Source organism: Streptacidiphilus sp. EB129 (genome assembly GCF_041262645.1).
Classification (GTDB): domain Bacteria; phylum Actinomycetota; class Actinomycetes; order Streptomycetales; family Streptomycetaceae; genus Streptacidiphilus.
This window is the reverse complement of sequence record NZ_JBGCCS010000007.1, coordinates 109174-130022: the sequence shown is the minus strand read 5'-3', so window position 1 is coordinate 130022 and position 20849 is coordinate 109174. Positions and strand designations below refer to the sequence as shown.

At 72.2% G+C, this 20849-nt stretch carries 19 protein-coding genes; 11 read left to right on the top strand and 8 right to left on the bottom strand.

Translation table 11 applies throughout. The features are described 5' to 3' along the window. Positions 1-220: 220 nt before the first annotated feature. From ABH925_RS11330 to ABH925_RS11305, 6 genes are all read left to right on the top strand, one after another. The gene (locus ABH925_RS11330) at positions 221-445 is read left to right on the top strand and encodes a hypothetical protein (protein WP_370147252.1); all 225 of its coding nucleotides are present in this window, start codon (positions 221-223) and stop codon (positions 443-445) included. Further along, positions 426-941 (top strand): DUF6879 family protein, encoded by a 516-nt coding sequence (locus tag ABH925_RS11325; RefSeq protein WP_370147251.1) that lies wholly within the window; start codon positions 426-428, stop codon positions 939-941. Before ABH925_RS11330 ends, ABH925_RS11325 begins: the two co-directional genes overlap by 20 nt. Before the next feature lie 16 nt (positions 942-957). After that, positions 958-1812, top strand: a complete 855-nt coding sequence (locus tag ABH925_RS11320) for a helix-turn-helix domain-containing protein (RefSeq protein ID WP_370147250.1) — start codon at positions 958-960, stop codon at positions 1810-1812. Between the two features lie 62 nt (positions 1813-1874). After that, the gene (locus ABH925_RS11315) at positions 1875-2288 is read left to right on the top strand and encodes a hypothetical protein (protein WP_370147249.1); all 414 of its coding nucleotides are present in this window, start codon (positions 1875-1877) and stop codon (positions 2286-2288) included. Beyond that, entirely contained in the window at positions 2285-2476 is a 192-nt protein-coding gene (locus ABH925_RS11310; RefSeq protein WP_370147248.1) for a hypothetical protein, read from the top strand. Before ABH925_RS11315 ends, ABH925_RS11310 begins: the two co-directional genes overlap by 4 nt. After that, entirely contained in the window at positions 2473-2733 is a 261-nt protein-coding gene (locus ABH925_RS11305) for a hypothetical protein (protein ID WP_370147247.1), read from the top strand. The genes ABH925_RS11310 and ABH925_RS11305 overlap by 4 nt, the downstream gene beginning before the upstream one ends. A 617-nt stretch (positions 2734-3350) precedes the next feature. Here ABH925_RS11305 and ABH925_RS11300 read toward each other — a convergent pair. Next, entirely contained in the window at positions 3351-4880 is a 1530-nt protein-coding gene (locus ABH925_RS11300) for an alpha/beta fold hydrolase (protein WP_370147246.1), read from the bottom strand. 40 nt (positions 4881-4920) lie between these two features. Here ABH925_RS11300 and ABH925_RS11295 point away from each other — a divergent pair, with 40 nt between their 5' ends. Beyond that, the gene (locus ABH925_RS11295) at positions 4921-5826 is read left to right on the top strand and encodes a MerR family transcriptional regulator (RefSeq protein WP_370147245.1); all 906 of its coding nucleotides are present in this window, start codon (positions 4921-4923) and stop codon (positions 5824-5826) included. Positions 5827-5966: 140 nt separating this feature from the next. Here ABH925_RS11295 and ABH925_RS11290 read toward each other — a convergent pair whose 3' ends face one another. Further along, the gene (locus tag ABH925_RS11290) at positions 5967-6890 is read right to left on the bottom strand and encodes an NAD-dependent epimerase/dehydratase family protein (RefSeq protein ID WP_370147243.1); all 924 of its coding nucleotides are present in this window, start codon (positions 6888-6890) and stop codon (positions 5967-5969) included. A gap of 123 nt (positions 6891-7013) precedes the next feature. Between ABH925_RS11290 and ABH925_RS11285 the strand changes: the two genes are divergently transcribed. After that, positions 7014-7715 carry a TetR/AcrR family transcriptional regulator gene (locus ABH925_RS11285; RefSeq protein ID WP_370147242.1) on the top strand — a complete coding sequence of 234 codons (702 nt, stop codon included), beginning with the start codon at positions 7014-7016 and terminating at the stop codon, positions 7713-7715. Between the two features lie 21 nt (positions 7716-7736). On the opposite strand, the gene ABH925_RS11280 is transcribed toward ABH925_RS11285, so the two are convergent. From ABH925_RS11280 to ABH925_RS11265, 4 genes are all read right to left on the bottom strand, one after another. After that, positions 7737-8318: a Uma2 family endonuclease gene (locus tag ABH925_RS11280; protein WP_370147241.1), complete on the bottom strand. Its 582-nt coding sequence runs from the start codon at positions 8316-8318 to the stop codon at positions 7737-7739. Between the two features lie 63 nt (positions 8319-8381). Then, complete coding sequence (locus ABH925_RS11275) at positions 8382-9302, bottom strand: glutaminase (protein WP_370147239.1); 921 nt, start codon at positions 9300-9302, stop codon at positions 8382-8384. Between the two features lie 144 nt (positions 9303-9446). Beyond that, the gene (locus ABH925_RS11270; RefSeq protein ID WP_370147238.1) at positions 9447-10787 is read right to left on the bottom strand and encodes a cytochrome P450; all 1341 of its coding nucleotides are present in this window, start codon (positions 10785-10787) and stop codon (positions 9447-9449) included. Between the two features lie 137 nt (positions 10788-10924). Next, positions 10925-11749 (bottom strand): isocitrate lyase/phosphoenolpyruvate mutase family protein, encoded by an 825-nt coding sequence (locus ABH925_RS11265; RefSeq protein ID WP_370147237.1) that lies wholly within the window; start codon positions 11747-11749, stop codon positions 10925-10927. 179 nt (positions 11750-11928) lie between these two features. Here ABH925_RS11265 and ABH925_RS11260 point away from each other — a divergent pair, with 179 nt between their 5' ends. From ABH925_RS11260 to ABH925_RS11250, 3 genes are all read left to right on the top strand, one after another. After that, a complete protein-coding gene (locus ABH925_RS11260; RefSeq protein ID WP_370147448.1) occupies positions 11929-12345 on the top strand; it encodes a (deoxy)nucleoside triphosphate pyrophosphohydrolase in 417 nt (138 codons plus the stop codon). Between the two features lie 196 nt (positions 12346-12541). Then, positions 12542-15136, top strand: coding sequence for a SpoIIE family protein phosphatase (locus ABH925_RS11255; RefSeq protein WP_370147235.1), 2595 nt, complete (start codon positions 12542-12544; stop codon positions 15134-15136). Positions 15137-15378: 242 nt separating this feature from the next. Beyond that, a complete protein-coding gene (locus tag ABH925_RS11250) occupies positions 15379-17994 on the top strand; it encodes a SpoIIE family protein phosphatase (protein ID WP_370147447.1) in 2616 nt (871 codons plus the stop codon). A 105-nt stretch (positions 17995-18099) separates the two neighbouring features. Here the strand turns inward: ABH925_RS11250 and ABH925_RS11245 are convergent, their stop codons facing one another. Next, on the bottom strand, positions 18100-18864 hold the full coding sequence (locus ABH925_RS11245; RefSeq protein ID WP_370147234.1) for a succinate dehydrogenase/fumarate reductase iron-sulfur subunit: 765 nt from the start codon (positions 18862-18864) through the stop codon (positions 18100-18102). Beyond that, complete coding sequence (locus ABH925_RS11240) at positions 18861-20825, bottom strand: fumarate reductase/succinate dehydrogenase flavoprotein subunit (protein ID WP_370147233.1); 1965 nt, start codon at positions 20823-20825, stop codon at positions 18861-18863. The genes ABH925_RS11245 and ABH925_RS11240 overlap by 4 nt, the downstream gene beginning before the upstream one ends. Positions 20826-20849 lie beyond the last annotated feature (24 nt).

The following is a 20849-nucleotide window of genomic DNA, read 5'->3' as shown; positions in this document are numbered from 1 at the left end:
TTCGGGTCGCCAGCGTGACAGGGGCATGTGACGCCGCGTCGGAACGTTGCCATGCCGATACGCAGAGTCCCAGCAGTACCGCCGTTATGTTTCGTCCGGCCGGCGTCACGGGGAGCGGTAGCCCGGATCCGACCCGCACGTTTCCGCATACTCATGGCGATCTCGACAGCGGAGCGTGCAAGCTCGGTCACAGCACCTCCCGACCGAGAGAGGCACAGCCATGACACTGCACAAGCTCGGCAAGGACCCCGAAAGCCCCGACGGCAAGTCCCCGACCGTGTACCTCGACGACGTGTCCGGCAACTACGTGCTCCAGGGCTGGAAGATCACCGACCCCGAGCGACTCGCCGAAATCGACATCCCTGAGCATGAGACCGTGATCGAATTCCCCCGGCGGATGATGCAGTTCTTCCCGGAGGTCAACGATGGCGGCTCCGACGCTTGAGCACCTGCTACGCACCTGCGAGCGTTCAGCGGTCCATCTGGAGATGCGAGACGGCTACATGCTCGACGACCCGCTGCTCATCGCTTGGAGAGCCGGCCATCGACTTGACCCCTCCGACCGTGCGTCATGGTGGCGGCCCTGGCTGCAGACCATGGCGGATACGACTGCGCGAGGCATCGACGTACGGCGGGCACGTATCGTCTCCGAGCCGGTCAGCGAGTACATCCGCTTCGAGTACGACGTCACGTTCACCAACACGGCGGCAGGCGAGCGGGTGCGCTGGCTTCCGCGTCAGCGGGCCACGGACATCGCCCTGCCCGGGAACGACTTCTGGGCCATCGACGACAGCATCGTGATGGTCCACCACTTCAACGGTGACGGCGACTTCGTCAGCGAAGAGGTAACCAGCGATCCGGCCGTGGTGAAGCTCTGCGTCTCGGCGTTCGAGGCGGTCTGGGAGCGAGCCATCGACCACGACGACTACCGGCCCGCCTAGCCGACAGTTTGGGACCGTGTCACCACTCGTACCAGCGTCCAGCATCGAGCAGGCCAGACGGGCCCTCGGCCAGCGCCTCCGCGAGATCCGGCTCGACGCCGGCATCACTGCGCGGGCGCTGGCCGCGCTGTGCGGCTGGCACGAGTCGAAGTGCTCCCGCATCGAGCACGGCAGGATGACCCCGTCGGATGGCGACCTGAGGGCGTGGACGCTGCATTGCGGCGTGCCGGGGCGTGCCGCTGATCTGATCGCCACCGCCCGTGGCATCGACGGCATGTATGTGGAGTGGCGCCGTCTTGAGCGTGCTGGCCTGAGGCAGGCACAGGAGAGCGTGCGGCCACTGTTCGAGCGAACGCGGCGCTTCCGCATCTACCAGTCGTGGGTGATCCCGGGGCTGCTGCAGACCGAGGCGTACAGCACGGCTGTGCTGAACACGATCGTGTCCCTGCGCGGGGTCCACGATGACGTTGCTGAGGCCGTGGCTGTGCGGATGGCACGCCAGAACATCCTGCGATCGAAAGATCACCGCTTCGCGATCCTGGTGGAAGAGTGGGTGCTGCGCACAGTCATCGGCGACGTCGACACCATGGGGGCCCAACTCGGTCACCTGGTCCAAGTGGCGCTGCTGCCTTCTGTCAGTTTGGGCGTGATCCCGATGGGAGCGCGGCGCGGTGCCGGCTGGCCCGTGGAGTCGTTCACGGTGTACGACGACGAGCAGGTGAACGTCGAGTTGGTCTCCGCCCACCTGACCGTGACGCAGCCGCATGAGGTTGCCATGTATGGGCAGACGTTCGCCGACCTGGCGGCGCTGGCCAGGTACGGCGGGAACGCCCGTCGGTTGATTGGGGCGGCGATTCAGGCGCTGGGGTGAGCGTGCGCAAGTTGCCACACATCCATTGAGGCTGGATTCCGGCCATCTCTACCGTCGGTGGCATGGCGGATTCAGTGAGCCCCTCCACGCTTGCGCTGCCGGTGGACGATGCTCTGCTCGCCCGCCTGCACGGCGAAGCCTGCATCACCTGCGGCACCACGACGGCTCCCCTGACCGCTGCCGGCCACATCTACACCGGCGACCGGGACGGCGGCCGTCTGGGCTGGCCGGTGGCCGCCTGTCCCAAACACCTGGGGGTTCCCGTGCCACTGACCGAACCTGTCACCACCAAACCAACGCTGACGCCCGCCCAGGACTTCCGGGTCGGAGTCGCCCGCCACGATCTCGAACGCGCCCGGCAGGCCGACCTGTCCACCGTCGCCCCGGCCGAGCTGCTGCTCCTCGCATCGGCGTTGACCGGCACCGTCGAAGACCTGCTCCGCCTCGTCGCCGACCTGGCGGAGGTGACCCCGTGAACGCCCCTGACCTGACGACGGAGCAGATCGTGCAGCCGCTCACCGCCGCCGAAGAGCGGGAGCTCGCGACCCTCAAGCGGACGGCCGAGCGCGGCGCCATCACACCCACCACGTATCCGCGGTTCCTGCAGCTCCTGCGGCGCCGGTCCGCGGGCAGCGCCGGCCAGCCCGCTGGCGAACCGCGGTGACCATCGACCTGTATCCGGATGACGAGGCGTTCCTCAACGCCCTGCAGTGGGAGTCGGGGTGGATGCGCCGGTACTGCGACCGGTGCGAGCAGCAGGCCGCGACGATCCCCGTCGGGCATGTGGAGGCGGCGTCCGGGCCGGGCTATGAGCTCAGGTACTGCCGGGCGTGTGCGGCCCCGTTCCTGCAGCGGGCTCGCGCCGCGTCGAAGAGACCCTGGTCGTTTCGGCCCACAGTGCCGAACCTCGTGATCGCCTGAGCCGCTGAGACTGCCGCCCGAGTCGTGGAGGCAGTGGGTGGGACGGCCGACTGCAGAGGTTGGCCTCAAGAATTGCAGCCCAGCGGGAACGGTGCGGAGTCGATTGCGCCGGCCGCGGCACGAGCGGGCCCGATCACCACAGTCTGCTGACTCCTCGCGGCACTGAACGGCCGGATTCTCGACGCTGCTCAGGCCTGGTTCCGCTCCGGCAGCATCAGCGTCATCCTGTGGCCAGGACACCAGCCGGGGGGAACCATGGCGCGAGCCGCACGGACACCAGCTCGACGCCAGGGCTGCGGCTGCTGGGGGTTGCTCATCATCGGCGTGGTCCTCACGGCCGCCGCCTTGTACGGCGCCTTGTGGATCGCCATGCAACTCGGCCCGGGCTGTGACGCCAAGTGTCACGCGGCGCCCCCAGGCCAGTACCAACCTGGCCAAGGGGGTTGAGCCCGTCGCCGTGGGTCCCGTCGCCGCGGATTCGAAGAGGTCCATACGGTCCCATGGTCCTCGCCTCGCCTGCCCTGTACTGCGAACTGCCTGGACATCCGGCTGATACCCGCTGCCCGCCCCCGTCGTATGAAGACCGGATGAGAATCCGGCTTCGGTGGTTCCGGGGTTCAGCCGTGCAGGTGCCCGATGACCGCCGCCAGCGCGCGCCGCACGGCGGCCCGGGTCTCCTCCGTCGGGTCGTGCACGTCGAAGCCATGCCCGGCGTCCGGCACGTCCACGAGCTCCAGCGCCGCGCCGCAGTCCGCCGCGGCCGTGAGGAACGCCGTGACGGTCGCCGCGATCTCCGGGTTCTCCTGCCCCACCCGGGTCAGCACGATCGGCATGCGGCTCGCCTTGGGCAGCATCGCCGTCGGCGCGAAGCGAGGGTCGACGCCGATCCAGCCGGCCAAAGGCGCGAGCACCGGGTAGCTGGCGGCGACGCAGCGCAGCCAGGGCGCGGGAGCGGCGAGCAGGTCGGCCAGCAACAGGCCGCCGCCGGAGAAGCACCAGAGCGCGATCCGGTCCGCGTCGACGCGCGGATCGGCGCGCAGCAGCTCCAGCGCCTCGGCGACGTCCACCGCAGCCGCCGGATAGTCGGATGGGGCGTGCAGCCCGTGCGCCACGACCGCGCCGACGACGCCCTCGCTCGCGGCGAGGCGGGCGTAGCCGACGTAGAGCGGCCAGTCCCTGGGCGCGGGCACCAGGTCCCTCGGGAGCGGGCCGCCGTGGACGAAGAGGATCGCGGGACGCGGATCCTCCGGCGTGGCGGCGTCCGGCAGGTGCAGGTCGACGCGGCCGACGCGTTCCCGCGCCGCCTCCGGTACGTCCAGCAGAAACGGGCGCCCCTGGAACGGCCGGCCAGTCGCCGGGCTGAGCCGGTGGCCATCGCCTGCGGCGGCGCGCAGCAGGGTCGCCGCCAGCTCGTCCGGGCGGGAGAGCATCGGCCAGTGTCCCGTCACCAGCTCGAAGAAGCCCACGTGTGGGTCGGCCAGGGCCTGGAACTGTGGCATGCCCGAGGTCACCATCTGCTGCACGAGCCGGATGCTGAGCCCGGCCTCCGTGCACAGGATCCCGCTGGTCGGGACGCCCGACAGTGCGCCGGTCAGCCGCAGGGGCTGGGTGAGCGTGCGGCCGGGCTGCGGCGCGGCCAGCACCGAGAGCCGCTCCAGATCCGCGCCGGACAGGCCGGTCGTGTCGCCCCACTTCCGCCATTCCCCGGGCGCGGGCGCGGGCACGGCCGCGTCCGGCCGCTCCCGCAGCAAGGCATGCACGTCGGTGTCGGGCACCAGTGCGAGCGGCAGGTCCCCGTCCTGCGGCAGTCCGCAGTCGAGGTAGACGATCCGGGCCACCCGCTCCACGCGCTCCTGTGCGGCGCCGAGCACGGGGTGGATGGCGTAGTCGTGCCCGACGAGCACCACCTCCGGAGCGGCGGCGCCGTCGATCAGCCGGACCAGATCGGCGATGTGGGTCTCCAGATCCACCTCGCCCTCGTCCTTCTCAGCCGGCGGCCCCTCGCCGCCGGTGCCCGTCAGCGTCGCGGCGTGCACCTCCGTTCCCGCCTCCCGCAGCTTCTCGCCCACCCGATCCCACAGCAGCCCGCCCGTGAACGGACCGGAGGCCAGGATGAACGCCGTCGTGATGTCGTGGTCGTTTCGCATGCGGATACCGTAGGAACTCCCCTAACGGGAGGTTCAAGTCTTGCTGCCACACGAGCTGCTGAGCATCGGTGAGCTTGCCGAACGCGCCGGGGTGAGCGTGAAGGCGGTGCGCTTCTACTCCGACCAGGGGCTGCTGCCCGAGGCCGACCGGAGCAGTGGTGGGCACCGCCGGTACGCGCCGGAGGCGTTGGAGCGGTTGCGGCTGATCCGTTCGCTGCGGGCGCTGGACGTGCCGCTGCCGCAGATCGCGCGCGTCGTCGCGGACGGGCTGGGGGAGAACGGCCTCGGGGACATCGTGGCGCGGCAGTTGGACAGCCTCGGGGCCGAGCTGGACGCGTTGCGGTGGCGGGAGGCGGCGCTGCGGTTGCTGCACGAGGCCGCGCCGGGCGAGCGCGCCGAACTGCTGCGCCTGGTCGGCGCGCTCGGCACGCCGCCCAGCACGGACACGATGGTCCGGTACTGGCGCCGGCTACTGCCACTGCGGCTCCCCACACGGCTGGTCACCTCGATCGTTGAGGCGGCCGTGCCACCGCTGCCGGAGCAGCCCGTCCCTGCGCAGGTGCTGGCCTTCGCCGGTCTGCACGAGCTGACCCGTGTCGCCGACGACGCCTGCCTGGTCGACCACCGTCCCTCGCCGCCCCGGCCGGACGTGCTCTACGACGGCCTGCGCGAGGCCTACGACTTGACCGCGCCCGCGCTCCTCGCCGGGCGCGACCCTGCCGCAGGCGAGGCGCTCGACTGCTTCGTGGCCGCCCACGCCCGTGCCCACGACCGCCGCGACACCCCCGATTTCCGCCGCGACCTCGGTCGTGACCTGGCGGCCGGGGACCACCCGGCGATGCGCCGCTACTGGGCGCTCGCCGGTGAGGTGACCCCGGCCCCGACTCTCGGCGCCGTCAACACCTGGCTCAGCTCCGCGCTCGCCGCGCAGCTGGCCGGGAACTGACGCGCGCGCACCGCCCCGACGTTCGGGGTCCGAGTACGGCCGTCGTCGCCGGCACCTCGCTCCTGGGCCGCGCCACCGCTTCACCCGGCGAATGGCTCTGACGACCTGTGACCGGCCGCATCGCCGTGGACCGGGCTGCGTCAGGCGCTGTTTGCAGCCATGACGGTCTCGCGGAGGGCGTCCTCGGTGGGCGTGGGTGTGAGGCCGAAGGCCTGCTGGGCCTGGGTGGAGTCCAGGACGAACGGGTGGTCGAACTGGTAGCGGACCTCGGGGATTTCCCGGGCGTCAGCGCTGAAGAGGCCGGCGAGGCGGAGCAGGGCGGTGGGCATCCGGCCGGTCCGGGCGGCGGGGGCGTCGGCCATCGTGGCGGCGAGGTCGGCCAGTTGGCGGATGGACCGGGGCGGCGGGGTCGGCGCGTGCCAGGCGCGGCCCCAGGCCGACTCGTCGTCGGCGACGGCGACGAGGGCGCGGGCCATGTCGCCGGTGTAGGTCCAGCTGTGCGGCGAGTCGACGTCGGCGGGGGCGAGGGCGCGGCGGCCGCGCAGGACGGCGGGCAGAACCATGACGGTGAAGGAGGACACCACGCCGGCGCCGAGGTAGTCGGAGCCGCGGATCTCGGCCGCGCGGATGCGGCCGGCGTCGTGGGCGGCGAGCTGGGCGGCCCAGAGCTCGGCCCGGACCCGGCCCTTCACCGAGTTCGGGCGGGCCGGCAGGTCTTCGGTCATCGGGCCGTCCACCTGGCCGTACAGGTAGAGGTTGCCGATGCTGACCAGGACCGCGCCGGTCGCCTCGGCGGCGCGCAGGATGCTCGCGTTCAGCGCCGGGAACTCGGCCGCCCAGCGGTGGTAGGCGGGCTGGGCGCAGTGGTACAGGGCGGTGGCCCGGGTGGCCAGGCGGATCAGGGCCTCCGGGTCGGTGGCGTCGGCCTTCACGCGTTCGACGCCGGGGTGTTCCGGCCCGGAGCCGCTGCGGGTGATCAGCCGGACCTCGTCCCCCCGCTCGGCCAGCAGCAGGGCCGTGGCCGAGCCGACGGGGCCGGCTCCGACGATGACATGAAGGGACATGATCGACTCCAATGAGAGAACGGTGTTCTCGAATGGCAATACCGTACAAGTGGACACTGCACTGAGTCAAGAACAGTGTTCTCCGAATGGGATGGCGTTCTCTGACTGTGGGAGGATGGGGGCATGTCAGCACCGTCACTTCGCGCCCGGGTCCGCTCCGAGATGACCGAGGAGATCAAGGCCGTGGCGCGCCGGCGCCTGGCGGCCGACGGGGCCAACCTGTCGCTGCGCGGAGTGGCCAGGGACATGGGGGTGGTCGCCTCGGCGCTCTACCGCTACTTCCCGAGCAGGGACGACCTGCTGACCGCGCTGATCATGGAGGCGTACGAGGCACTCGCCGCCGCCGCGGGGGAGGCCGACGCCCGGGTGCCCCGGGCGGACACCCGCGGGCGCTGGCTGGCGGTGGGGCACTCCGTGCGGGAGTGGGCGCTGGCCCACCCGGCCGAGTACGGCCTGCTCTACGGCAGTCCGGTGCCCGGGTACGCGGCGCCGCAGGGCACCAGTGCGCCGGCCTCGGCCGTGGTCCTGCTGCTGGCCGGGATCGCGGCCGAGGCGGCGCAGGAACGGACGGACCCGCTCCCGCCGTCCGCGCCGCTGCCCGAGGCGGTCCGGGTCGACCTGCGCGGGCTGATCGACCAGCAGCCCGGCGAGATCCCCGAGGAGCTGCTGGCGCGGGTGTTCGCCGGCTGGGTCCACCTGTTCGGACTGGTCAGCTTTGAGGTGTTCGGCCGCACCGGGACCACCATCGAGGCGCGCCGGGAGTACTTCGACCACCAGATGAGCATGATGGCCGACCTGGCCGGACTGCCGTCCGGCCCGCACTAGACCAACGCCGCCCGTGGGGCCTCAGACGCGTCCGGGCGGGGCGAGCTTCTGCAGGTCGAGGCTGATCTCGAAGGGCACCGGACGGAGGAGCGAGCCTCTGAAGATGCCGGCCGGTGCGTAGGCGGCGGTCGGCTCGTCGAGTTCGTACACGTGGACGACGGGTGCGCCGTCCTCGTCCTCGATGCACCAGTAGTGCGGGATACCGGCCTCCGCGTACTTGCGGAGTTTGACGGTGCGGTCCCGATGGGCGGATTCGGGGGAGACCACCTCGACCACCAGTCGTACCTCCTCCGGCGCGAACCAGGTGCGGTCACCGTCGAAGCCGGCCGTCGTCACCAGCAGGTCCGGCTCGGGCCGGTTGCGCTGATCGAGTCTGATGGTCATCTCGCGCCCGACCCTGACATCGGCGGGTGCCTGCTCCATGAGGGCGACGGTGAGCATCGTGACCAGGTGGCCGTGCCACCAGCGCTGGGGCGACATCAGGAAGACGAGTGCTCCGTCGATGAGCTCGGTGTGGCGGGGCGCCTCGGGGAGGCGGTCCAGGTCCTCCGCGAACCAGCCTTCCGCGCGCGGCGGGCGCATCCAGTCGGGGAGTGCGGTCATGGCTCAACGGTAGCGACTCGGGGAGGTCGGAGCCACGAGATCGTCGGCGGCGGCACGGACGGCTCAGAAGACCGACAGGCCTGAGGCGGTGGTGAAGGCGTCCAGGGCCGCGACCGCGCCGACGGAGTTGCCGGCCCGGTCCAGGCCGGGGCCCCAGGCGCAGAGCGCGGCCCGTCCCGGGAGGATGGCGAGCACGCCTCCGCCGACTCCGCTCTTGCCCGGCAGGCCGACCCGGAACGCGAACTCGCCTGCGGCGTCGTAGGTCCCGCAGGTCAGCAGGACGGCGTTGACCCGCTTGGCATCGCTGCGCGACAGCAGGCGGGTGTCGTCGGCGCGGAGCCCGTAGCGGGCCAGGAACCGTCCGGCCAGGGCCAGGTCGGCGCAGCTCGCCGCGATCGCGCAGTGCGCGTAGTACTCGTCGAGGACCGTCTCGACCGGGTTCAGCAGGTTGCCGTGGCTGGCGATGAAGTGGGCCAGCGCGGCGTTGCGGTGGCCGTGCTCGGTCTCCGAGGCGGCCACCTCCCAGTCGGTGCCCAGCATCGGGTTGCCCGATTCCGCGCGCAGGAACTCGCGGACCGCGTGGGCGGCGCCGCCGGTGAGGCTGTGCAGGTGGTCGGTGACCACGATGGCGCCGGCGTTGATGAAGGGGTTGCGCGGGATGCCCTGCTCGGTCTCCAGCTGGACCAGGGAGTTGAACGGGTTGCCGGAGGGCTCGCGGCCCACGCGCTGCCACACGGCGTCGCCGCCCTCGGCGAGCACCAGTGCCAGGGTGAACAGCTTGGAGATGCTCTGGATCGAGAACGGCTGCTCCCAGGCGCCGACCCCGAACACCTCGCCCTCGACGGTGGCCAGCGCCATGCCGAAGGCGTCCGGGTCGGCGGCGGCGAGGGCGGGGATGTAGTCGGCGACCCGCCCCGTGCCCACGGTGCGGCGGGCGGCGGCCATCGCGTCACTCAGGAGCTGCTGGTAGTCCACGGCGTCCATTGTGACGACAGTGGTGCCCGTGACGACAGTGGTGCCGGTGGCGACAGTGGTGCCCGTGACGACAGTGGTGCCGGTGACGGCCGGCCCGGTGCGCGACGGAGCCCGGGCGGTCCGACGCCCGGGCTCCGAGGCGGTGCGCCGGCGCTACGGAGCCTCGGTGGGCTGGGCCGGCCTGACCGGCTGGGCCAGCGTGACCGGCAGGGAGACCGGCCCGTGCATGATGCCGCCGGGGGTCCAGGACAGTTCGGCGTACGCGCCGGCCGGCTCCAGGCCGGGCAGCCGCCGCAGCAGCGTGCCGAGAGCGACCACGCCCTCCAGCCGGGCCAGCGGTGCGCCGACGCAGTAGTGGATGCCGTGGCCGAAGGACAGATGCCTGCCGTCGGTGCGGGTCACGTCCAGACGGCCCTCACCCGCTCCCGTCGCCGGGTCGCGGCCGATGGCGCCCAGCGAGACGGTGACCGCGCTGCCCTCGGGGATCAGCACGCCGCCGAGCTCGACGTCGCGCGCGGCGAAGCGCAGCGGGGTCTGGTCGACGGGCGCGTCGAAGCGCAGGAACTCCTCGACCGCCGCCGGCAGCAGTTCCGGCCGCTCGCGCAGCAGCGCCGCCTGGTCGGGTGCGTCCAGCAGCGCGGCCATCGCGTTGCCGAGCAGGTTGACCGTGGTCTCGTGGCCGGCGATCAGCAGGATCACGGCGGTGCCGAGCAGTTCCTCGTCGTTGAGGGCGTCGGCGTCCTCCCGGTTCAGCTCGATCAGCGCCGACAGCAGGTCCTCGCCGGGCGTCTCCGCCGTCTGCTTCGCGGCGATCAGCCGGGCGAAGTACTGGTTCAGCGCGAGCGAGCCCTCGCGCTGGGCGGCCGAGGGGGTGGCCGAGGCGCCGGAGACGGCGGCGAGGGTCCAGCGGCGGAAGTCGTCCCTGGCGTCCAGCGGAACGCCGAGCAGCTCGCAGATCACCATCACCGGCAGCGGCGCGGTGAAGTCCTCGACCAGCTCCAGGGGTTCCCCGGCCGCCGCCTTGGCCGCCATCGCGTCGATCAGCTCGTCCGCGATCTGCTGGATCCGGGGCCGCAGCGCCTCGACCCGGCGCGGGGTGAACGAGCGGGCCACCGGGCCGCGCAGGCGGGCGTGGTCGGGCGGGTCGGCCATCAGCATGTTGGCGCCCAGGCCCCGGCCACGGCCCTGGTAGCTGGTGACGCCGGCCGCGTCCAGTGCGGCTCGGGCCACCTCCGGGTCCTTGACCAGGTCCGGGTGCATCAGCGCGGTCCGGCCGAGCTCGTAGTCGAGGACCAGGTAGAGGTCGAGCCCGTTGGGCTGCCGCACCCGCTGCACCGGACCGCGCTCGCGCAGCTCGGTGTAGCGGGCGTGCTGGGCGGCCTTGAAGCCAAGGTCGTTGATCAGCGGATCATCGGCCCGGTGCGTCGGGTCTGCGGTGCCGGCCTGGTCGGTGGTGGCGTCGGTGGTGGCTTTGGCCTGCTCGGTGGTCGTCATGCTGTCCCCTCCCCGGCCCTCCCCAGGACCGAGCCGTCGAGATCGGTTCCCCGGCCCCAACAACTTACCGAACAGTCAACTACCGGGACAGGCTTGGCCGTCGAGGGACGGAGATTGGCAGAATCCGGCGAACGGGATCAGGACATCAGGGAGTTGAGGTCGCCGTAGGGGAGCGCGTCGGAGACGGCGTCGTAGGTGCCGGTGGCGAGGAGTTCGGCGGTGGCGTTGCGGACCACCGCGTACGCGGCCTCGGCGACGGCGGAGCCGAGGCTGACGCGGGCCACACCGAGCTTGGCGAGCTCCGGTACCGAGGGGGCGCCCGGGCCGGCCAGGATGTTCAGCGGGGCGTCGATGGCCGCGGTCAGGGCGGCGATGGTCGCCGGGTCGGTGACCCCGGGGGCGAAGATGCCGTCGGCGCCGGCCGCGAGATAGGCGGTCGCGCGGTCCACCGTCTCCTGGAGCCGGTTCGCCGGCTCGCCCACCGCGCGGAGGTAGGTGTCGATCCGCGCGTTGATGTAGAGCGCCACACCGGTCGCGTCCGCTGCGGCGCGGGCCGCGGCGAGCCGTTCGGCCTGCTCGGCGACGGGGCGCAGCCCGCTGCGGTCGTCGGCGCCGTCCTCGATGTTGACGCCCACCGCTCCGGCGGCGATCACCGCGGTGACGGTGTCCGCGACGTCGGCGGGGGTGGCGCCGAAGCCGCTCTCGATGTCGGCCGTCACCGGGACGGTGACCGCGGCGGCGACCCGGGCGATCAGTGCCACCGCCTGGTCGCGGTCCAGCCGGTTGCCGTCGGCGGCGCCGAGGCCCCAGGCGACGCCGGCGCTGGTGGTGGCGACGGCGGGGGCACCGGCCTGCTGCACCAGCCGGGCGCTCGCGGCGTCCCAGGCATTGGCCAGGGCCAGCGGCGCGGCGGAATCGTGCAGGGCGCGGAATATCTGGGCCTTGTCCTGATCAACAGTCATGGCACCCATCGAATCAGACCGGCGGCGGCCCGCGCTGGCGATGATCGGACCTGGTCGATCCGTCTAGGCTCGCCCCCGTGACGGAGTACAGCGGCGCAGGACAGGGGCGGGACGGGCAGCGGCCGGACGGGCAGCGGCCGAACGGACAACGGCGGGCCGACCGGCGGCAGGAGGACGGGCTGGAGGACGAGCGGCGGGCCGAGGCGCCGCGGGTCGTGGTCGGCGGTGCGGTGCTGGACCGGGGACGGGTACTGGCCGCGCGGCGCAGCGCCCCGGCCGAGCTGGCCGGCCGCTGGGAGTTCCCGGGCGGGAAGGCGGAGCCGGGGGAGACGGTGCCGCAGGCGCTGGTGCGGGAGCTGCGCGAGGAACTGGGGGTGGAGGCCAGGGTGCTGGCCCGGATCCCCGGCGCGTGGCCGGTCCGGGCGGGTCTGGAGCTGCAGATCTGGACCGCCGAACTGCTCTCCGGCGTCCCCGAGCCGCTGGAGGATCATTCCGAGCTGCGCTGGCTCACCCTGGTGGAGCTGCACTCGGTGGACTGGCTGGAGCAGGACCGCTTCGCCCTGCCGTACCTCGCCCGGCTGCTCGCGGGACGCTGACCGGGCGGGCAGAGGCCTCAGGCGGACGGAGAAGCCGCGGGCGGGCCGAAAAAGGTGACGTCGGCAACTTGACCCGGACGGCGCGGTACGACGAGGTTTGAGAGGGTATGTCAGTATCCGGCTGCCCAGGAACCGCGAGCGGGTCCCGTGGGACCCGCAGGGCGGCCGTCCGTGACCCGAGCTGGACGGGGAGTACGTGAGGGAGCGCCGCCGCAGGCCGAGCACCGCCGCCGCCCGTGCGCGGCTGCGTCGCGGGGCTGTCGCCCGGCGCGGTCCGCAGGCGCCCGCGGCGGGCTCGGTGGTGCCCGGGTCGCCGCGCTCCTCCCCACCGCCGCCGTTCCCGGACGCCCTGGCGGGGGAGCCGGGGCCGGAGCCGATGAGCGGCTCCCGCTCGGGCAGCCTGCTGGACGTGGTCCGGGTGGCCATCGTGATGCTGGACACCTCCGGGCGGATCGTGCTCTGGAGCCCGGCCGCCGAGGAACTGCTCGGCTGGCCCAGCGAGACCCTGGTCGGACGAGGCCTGGAGGCGCTGGTCGGCGATGATCCGGACCGGCTGCGGGAGGGCAGGGAGGTGATCGCCCATGTGCTCCGTGAGGGCGGCTGGCGCGGCCCGGTCGAGCTGCTGAACCGGGACGACACCAAGGTGGTGCTGGACGCCCGGCTGTCGCTGCTCGTGGACGGCGACGGGGTGCCGTTCCTGCTGGTCCGGCTGGCGGACGCGGACAAGCTCAACGCGGTCGAGCACGACCTCGCGGTGCAGGACGCGCTGTTCGAGCAGTCGCCGCTGGGCATCGCGGTGTTCGACCGGCGGCTGCGCTATGTCCGGGTCAACGAGACGCTGGCCCGGATGAACGGCCTGTCGGTGCAGGACCACATCGGCCGTACCAGCGGCGAGGCGCTGCCCGAGCAGTCCGCCGACGAGGTGACCGCGATCCAGCGCCAGGTGCTGGCCTCGGGGGAGCCGGTGATCGACCTGACCGTCGCCGGGCCCAACCCGCGCAAGCCGGGTTTCCGCTCGGTCTCGTACTCGCGGCTGCACGACCGGGCCGGCCGGATCCTCGGGGTCACCGGCATGATCATGGACGTCACCGACCGCTACCGCGCCGTCGCCAAGGTGGAACAGGCCCGCCGTCGGCTGGCGCTGCTCAACGAGCTGGGCACCCGGATCGGCGACCTGCTGGACGCCGGGCGGATCGCCCGCGAGCTGGCGGCCGCACTGGTCCCGGCGCTGGCGGACTACTCCGGGGTGGCCCTGCTGCAGGCGGTCGCGGACGGCGACGACCTGCCCCGGCATCCGCACAGCCGGCTCACCCCGCTGGTGATGACCGGGACGGCGGCGGCCCAGCCGGGGTCGACCCCGGACGTGATGATGACCCCGGGCGCGCGGATCACCATGACCGAGGACTCGATGTTCGCCCGGGTGCTGCGCACCGGCGTGGCCGAACTGCTGGACTCCCCGGACCGGCTGGAGGACACCAGTGACTCCGACGACCCCCGGATCCGCGCGGCGTACGCGCTGGGCGTGCACTCGATGCTGGTGGTGCCGCTGCGGGCACGCGGCATCGTGCTGGGCCTGATGGTGCTCAGCCGGGCCGGGCGGCGCGAGGGTTTCGACCGGGACGAGCTGGCCTTCGCCGGGGAGCTGGCGGACCGGGCCGGGGCGTCCCTGGACAACGCCCGGCTGTACGCCCGCGAGCGGGCCGCCGCGCTGATGCTGCAGCGCAGCCTGCTGCCGCAGACGGTGCCGCAGCTGCCGGGCGTGGAGATCGGCTACCGCTACGTCCCCGGCAGCAGCGGTACCGAGGTCGGCGGGGACTGGTTCGACGTGATCCCGCTGCCCGGTGACCGGGTGGCGCTGGTGGTCGGCGACGTGATGGGCCACGGCCTGCGGGCGGCGGCGACGATGGGACGGCTGCGTACCGCGGTACGCACCCTGGCCGGGCTCGACCTGCCGCCGGCCGTGCTGCTGCAGCACGTCCACGACCTGGCCGACGACCTGGCCCAGGGCCCGGACGAGGCGCTGATCGCCACCTGCGTCTACGCGGTGTACGACCCCGGCACCCGGCGGCTGGTGCTGGCCAAGGCCGGCCACACCGCGCCGGTGCTGGTCGAGGCGCGGACCGGGGTGCGGCTGCTGGACCTGCCGTCGGGTACGCCGCTGGGGGTGGGCGGGGTGCCGTTCGCCTCGGTGGAGCTGACGGTGCCCAAGGACAGCCTGCTGGTCCTCTACACGGACGGGCTGGTGGAGTCGCGGACGGAGGACATCGACGTGGGCACCAAGCGGCTGTGCGCGGTACTCGAACACCCGTATTCGTCGGTCGAGGAGGTCTGCGACCGGGTGGTGGACACCCTGGAGCGCGGGCAGGAACCGGACGACGTGGCGCTGCTGGTGGCCCGGCTGGGCGGCGCGGCCCCGCCGCTGACCAGCACCGCGTCCTGGACCCTGCCGGCCGAGCCGACGGCCGCCTCCGGCGCACGGCGGCTGGTCCGGGCGACGCTGGCCGAATGGGATCTGTCGACCCTGCTGGACACCACCGAGCTCCTGGTGAGCGAGCTGGTCACCAACGCGGTCCGGTACTCGGAGGCGCCGATCGGCCTGCGTCTGACGCGCAGTCGGACGCTGCTGGTCGAGGTCGCCGACCCGCTGCCGGACCCGCCGCGCGAGCGCGAGTCGGCCGGGACCGACGAGGGCGGCCGGGGGCTGCAACTGGTGCACCGGCTCGCGAAGCGCTGGGGGACCAGGGCCGAGGGGGATGGCAAGGTGGTCTGGTTCGAACAGGAGCTGCCGTAGCCGTACTGGTGTTCTGCCGGGGGGTGCGGTGTCGGAGGATGACAGTCAGGCTGCCGGAGGATGACAGAAAGGTGCCCCAGTCGGGCGGAAACCCGGCATGAGGTGACACGGATAGGGCAATTCCTTACCTCGATTTGATGTTGGTTACTCCTGGGGCGTGTGCCTGCACAGCGACATGATGAATACTCGGACACAGCGACATCCAGGGGTAGACGGCTGGAGGACTCGGGCAGTTGAGCGAGATGCCGACACACGGGGCGTCTCTGGGCAGCGGGACGGACCCAGGGCTCACCGACCATGACCGGGGGCCGGCGCGGGCACCGGCGGAGCAATCCGCCTTTCCCCGTCCCTCCGGCGAGATCCGCCTGCCCGTACTCGCCGCGGACCCCGAGTCCGTGGAGCACTGGGGCCACGGCGAGCCGGGGTCCATCTACGACTACATACGCGTCGCCGCCTTCGCGATCGGTCCGGACGGGCTGATCAGCCAGTGGAGCGACCGTGCCGCCGAGTTCTTCGGCGTGCCCGCCGAGGAGGCGGTCGGCTGCGACCCGATCACCACCTTCGCCCCGCGCGAGCTGTGGCTCCGGGGCCGGGAGCGGATGACCGAGATCCTGGCCGGGCAGGAGTGGGTCGGCACCGCCCCGTACCGCGACAGCGACGGCCGGGACAGCATCGCCGAGCTCTACCTGATGCCCGCCAGGGGCGAGGACGGCCGCGGCGGCGTCGTCTGCATGGCCGTGGACATGCGCAAACTGCGCCGGATCGAGACCGACCTGGCCGCCTCCGAGGCGGTGTTCGGCCAGGCGCCGACCGGATTCGTGCTCTTCGACCGCGACTTCACCGTGCAGCGGGTCAACGAGAGCTTCGCCGAGGGCCTCGGGATGGAACCCGACGACCTCCACGGCCTGACCATCGCCGACCTGGTGCCCCGCCCCGAGGCGGAGCGGCTGCAGCAGGCCCTGCACGCGGTGATGACCACCGGTGACCCGGTCGTCGACCTGCGCTTCAACGGCTCGGTGCCGGCCAGGCCGGGCCGTCGCCGCTGGTCCATCTCGCTCTACCGGCTGCTCAGCACCAACAACCGCCCGATGGGCGTGGCCGGTCAGGTCATCGACGTCACCGGCCGCCAGCGCGCCGAACGCGAGGCCGCCAGCGCCCGGCGCAGCCTGGCCCTGCTGAACGAGGCCGGCGCGCACATCGGCTCCACCCTCGACCTGGAGACCACCGCCAAGGAGCTGCTGGACGTCACCGTCCCCGGCTTCTGCGACGTCGCCGCCGTCGACCTCTACACCGGCGTCCTCGCCGCCGACACCGACCCCGGCCTCGGGCTGCAGCTGGGCCGCGCCGACGGGGCCGGCGAGCTGCGCCGGGTCGCCTCCGCCAGCACGCTCGCGCACACCGCGATGCTGCACCCGGAACCGCAGCACCAGGGGCCGCGCGCCGAGATCGGCGGCACCTTCTGCTACCCGCCGCGCTCCCCGTACGCCAAGGCGCTGCGGACCGGACGCAGCGTCACCCTGACCGGTCCCGGCAACCCCGACCCGGACCCGATGATCCACAGCACCGTGATCGTGCCGATGGTGGCCAGGGACACCGTGCTCGGCCTGGTCCAGCTGTCCCGGGCCAAGGGCAGCGAGCCCTTCGACGCCCGGGACGTGGCCATCGCCACCGAGCTGGTCGCCAGGGCCGCCGTCTGCATCGACAACGCCCGGCTCTACCGGCGGGAGCACGAGCGGGCGCTGATCCTGCAGCGCAGCCTGCTGCCCCCGGGCAACCCGGCCGCCTCGGGCCTGGAGATCGCCTGCCGCTACCGTCCCGGCAGCAGCGGCACCGAGATCGGCGGCGACTGGTTCGACGTCATCCAGCTACCCGGCAACCGCACCGCGCTGGTGATCGGCGACGTCATGGGCCGCGGCCTGCGGGCCGCCGTCGCCATGGGTCAACTGCGGACCGCGGTACGGACCCTGGCGATGCTGGACCTCGACCCGGCGGAGGTCCTGACAGCGCTGGACGAGATCGCCAGCGGGCTCGGCGACGGCGACTCCAACGCGGGCGAGGCCGACGACTCGGACCGGGTCGAGCTCTACCTGGCCACCTGCGTCTACGCGGTGTACGACGCGGTCACCCGGCGCTGCACCTTCGCCAACGCCGGGCACCTGCCGCCGGTGCTGGTGATCCCCGGCGACGAGGCGCTGATGCTGGACGTCCCGCCGGGACTGCCACTCGGCGTCGGCGGCGAGCCGTTCGAGGAGGTGACGATGGAGATCCCGGACGGCGCGCTGCTCGGCCTCTACACCGACGGCCTGGTCGAGTCCCGCAAGCACCAGCTGGAGGAGGGGCTCTCGGCACTGCGGGCCACCCTGTCCGGGCCGCCCCGGCCGCTGGAGAACCTCTGCGACCACCTGCTCACCGCGCTGGACCCGCACCACGGCGAGGACGACATCGCCCTGCTGATGGCCAGGGTGCACGCCCTGCCGGAGGACGCGGTCGGCGACTGGACCCTGCCGTCCGAGCCCACCTCGGTGGCCCGGGCCCGCGAGCTGGCCTGCGCCTGGCTGCTGTCGCGGGGGCTGGACGACCTGATCGACACCACCGAACTGCTCGTCAGCGAGCTGGCCACGAACGCCCTGCGGCACGGCCGGGGCGACATCAGGCTGCGGCTGCTCCGGGACACCACGCTGGTCTGCGAGGTCTGGGACAACGGCTACGCCCAGCCCCGGCAGCGGCGGGCCCGCGACACCGACGAGGGGGGTCGCGGGCTGCAGCTGGTCAGCCTGCTGGCCGACCGCTGGGGAAGTCGGCGAACGCCGACAGGCAAAACCGTCTGGTTCGAACTGGGCCTGCCCCGCAACGCCTAAGGGGCGCGGGGAACTGCGCTGTCAACCATGCACCTCCGTAGAGGGCTGGCAGCGCAGTTCCCCGCGCCCCTAGGCAGGTGCACGGCCGGCCGCGTGCAGATCCTGCTACTTGCGGCGCATGATCTTGGAACCGAGCCAGACCAGAGGATCGTACTTGCGGTCGACGGCGCGTTCCTTCAGGGGGATCAAAGCGTTGTCGGTGATCTTGATGTGCTCCGGGCACACCTCGGTGCAGCACTTGGTGATGTTGCACATGCCCAGCCCGTGCTCCTCCTGGGCGGTGCGCTTGCGGTCAAGCCCGCTCTCCTCGGCCGCGTCCAGCGGGTGCATGTCCAGCTCGGCGACCCGCATCAGGAAGCGCGGTCCGGAGAAGGACGGCTTGTTGTCCTCGTGGTCGCGGACCACATGGCAGGTGTTCTGGCAGAGGAAGCACTCGATGCACTTCCGGAACTCCTGCGAGCGGTTCACGTCCGCCTGCTGCATCCGGTACTCGCCCGGCGCCAGCCCCTGCGGCGGGATGAAGGACGGGACCTCGCGCGCCTTGGTGTAGTTGAAGGACACGTCGGTGACCAGGTCCCGCAGGACCGGGAAGGTCCGCATCGGGGTGATCGTGACCGGCTCGTCCGGCGGCAGCGTGGACATCCGGGTCATGCACATCAGCCGGGGCCGGCCGTTGATCTCGGCGCTGCAGGAGCCGCACTTGCCCGCCTTGCAGTTCCAGCGGACCGCGAGGTCGGGGGCCTGGGTGGCCTGCAGCCGGTGCACGATGTCCAGGACCACCTCGCCCTCGTTCACCTCGACCTCGAAGGGCTCCAGTGCGCCGCCCGAGGAGTCGCCGCGCCACACGCGGAAGTTGGCCAGGTAGCTCACTGCTCGGCTCCGTCCGGGACGTCGGTGGTGGTGCGCTGGGTGGGGATCTCCGCGCCCGGGAGTTCGGCGTCGGTGAGGTACTTCTTCAGCTCGTCCGCGCCGAACAGGGCGAGCAGGTCCGCCCGGATCGGCGGATTGTCCTTGCGTTGCAGGGCGATCTGGCCGTCCGCCGACGGTTTGTCGGCCAGCGAGCAGATCAGGTTGACCTTCCGCCAGGCGCTGTCCATCTCCGGGTGGTCCTCGCGGGTGTGTCCGCCGCGGCTCTCGGTGCGCTCCAGCGCCGCGCGGGCCACGCACTCGGACACCAGCAGCATGTTGCGCAGGTCCAGAGCCAGGTGCCAGCCCGGGTTGAACTGCCGGTGGCCCTCGACCACGGCCCGCTCCGCGCGCTCGCGCAGCCCGGACAGGCGCTGCAGCGCCTCGGCCATCTCGCCCTCCCGCCGGATGATGCCGACCAGGTCGTTCATGGTCTGCTGGAGTTCCTGGTGCAGCGTGTACGGGTTCTCCGTCGGCCCTTCGACGGACGACTCGAACGGCGCGAGCGCCTCGGCCGCGGCGGCGCTGATCTGCTCCTCGTCCAGGCCCGGGCGCTCGGTCCGGGCCGCGGCGTAGAGCGCCGCGTGCAGTCCGGCGCGGCGGCCGAAGACCAGCAGGTCGGAGAGCGAGTTGCCGCCGAGCCGGTTGGAGCCGTGCATCCCGCCGGCCACCTCACCGGCCGCGAACAGGCCGGGGACCGAGGCCGCAGCGGTGTCCGGGTCGACCTCGACGCCACCCATCACGTAGTGGCAGGTCGGGCCGACCTCCATCGGCTCAGCGGTGATGTCGACGTCGGCGAGTTCCTTGAACTGGTGGTGCATGGAGGGCAGCCGGCGCCGGATCTCCTCGGCCGGAAGCCGGGTCGAGACGTCCAGGTAGACCCCGCCGTGCGGGGTGCCGCGACCGGCCTTGACCTCGGAGTTGATGGCGCGGGCGACCTCGTCGCGGGGCAGCAGCTCGGGCGGGCGGCGGTTGTTGGCCTGGTCGGCGTACCAGCGGTCGCCCTCGGCCTCGCTCTCGGCGTACTTCTCCTTGAAGACGTCCGGGACGTAGTCGAACATGAAGCGCTTGCCCTCGCTGTTGCGCAGCACCCCGCCGTCGCCCCGGACCGACTCGGTGACCAGGATGCCCTTGACCGAGGGCGGCCAGACCATGCCGGTCGGGTGGAACTGCACGAACTCCATGTTCAGCAGGTTCGCCCCGGCCAGCAGCGCCAGCGCGTGGCCGTCGCCGGTGTACTCCCAGGAGTTGGAGGTCACCTTGAAGGACTTGCCGATGCCGCCGGTGGCCAGCACCACGGCCGGGGCCTCGATGGTGAAGAACCGCCCGGACTCGCGCTGGTAGCCGAACACCCCGCTGACCTGGTCGTCGTCCTTCAGGCTGCGACTCTTCAAGACCCGGGTGACGGTGTACTCCTGGAAGACTTTGATCCGGGCCTCGTAGTCGCCGTAGTCCTTGAAGTCGTCCTGCTGCAGGCTGACCACCTTCTGCTGCAGGGTGCGGATCAGCTCCAGCCCGGTGCGGTCGCCGACGTGGGCGAGCCGGGGGTACTCGTGGCCGCCGAAGTTGCGCTGCGAGATCCGGCCGTCCTTGGTGCGGTCGAACAGTGCGCCCCAGGTCTCCAGCTCCCAGACCCGGTCCGGCGCCTCCTGGGCGTGCAGTTCGGCCATTCGCCAGTGGTTCAGGAACTTGCCGCCGCGCATGGTGTCGCGGAAGTGCGTCTGCCAGTTGTCGTCGGAGTTGACGTTGCCCATGCTGGCCGCGATGCCGCCCTCGGCCATCACCGTGTGGGCCTTGCCGAAGAGCGACTTGCAGATGATCGCGGTACGCATGCCCTGCTCGCGGGCCTCGATCGCGGCGCGCAGCCCCGCGCCGCCGGCTCCGACCACGACCACGTCGTACGTGTGGCGCTCCACCTCGGTCATATCTGGTTCAGTCCTTGTCTCAAA

Bases quoted from the DNA above. Each gene is read 5' to 3' on its own strand.
- ABH925_RS11265 (WP_370147237.1), bottom strand. From the start codon at position 11,749: ATGACTGTTGATCAGGACAAGGCCCAGATATTCCGCGCCCTGCACGAT.
- ABH925_RS11290 (WP_370147243.1), bottom strand. From the start codon at position 6,890: ATGTCCCTTCATGTCATCGTCGGAGCCGGCCCCGTCGGCTCGGCCACG.
- ABH925_RS11325 (WP_370147251.1), top strand. From the start codon at position 426: ATGGCGGCTCCGACGCTTGAGCACCTGCTACGCACCTGCGAGCGTTCA.
- ABH925_RS11315 (WP_370147249.1), top strand. From the start codon at position 1,875: ATGGCGGATTCAGTGAGCCCCTCCACGCTTGCGCTGCCGGTGGACGAT.
- ABH925_RS11270 (WP_370147238.1), bottom strand. From the start codon at position 10,787: ATGACGACCACCGAGCAGGCCAAAGCCACCACCGACGCCACCACCGAC.
- ABH925_RS11280 (WP_370147241.1), bottom strand. From the start codon at position 8,318: ATGACCGCACTCCCCGACTGGATGCGCCCGCCGCGCGCGGAAGGCTGG.
- ABH925_RS11250 (WP_370147447.1), top strand. From the start codon at position 15,379: ATGCCGACACACGGGGCGTCTCTGGGCAGCGGGACGGACCCAGGGCTC.
- ABH925_RS11300 (WP_370147246.1), bottom strand. From the start codon at position 4,880: ATGCGAAACGACCACGACATCACGACGGCGTTCATCCTGGCCTCCGGT.
- ABH925_RS11330 (WP_370147252.1), top strand. From the start codon at position 221: ATGACACTGCACAAGCTCGGCAAGGACCCCGAAAGCCCCGACGGCAAG.
- ABH925_RS11275 (WP_370147239.1), bottom strand. From the start codon at position 9,302: ATGGACGCCGTGGACTACCAGCAGCTCCTGAGTGACGCGATGGCCGCC.
- ABH925_RS11240 (WP_370147233.1), bottom strand. From the start codon at position 20,825: ATGACCGAGGTGGAGCGCCACACGTACGACGTGGTCGTGGTCGGAGCC.
- ABH925_RS11285 (WP_370147242.1), top strand. From the start codon at position 7,014: ATGTCAGCACCGTCACTTCGCGCCCGGGTCCGCTCCGAGATGACCGAG.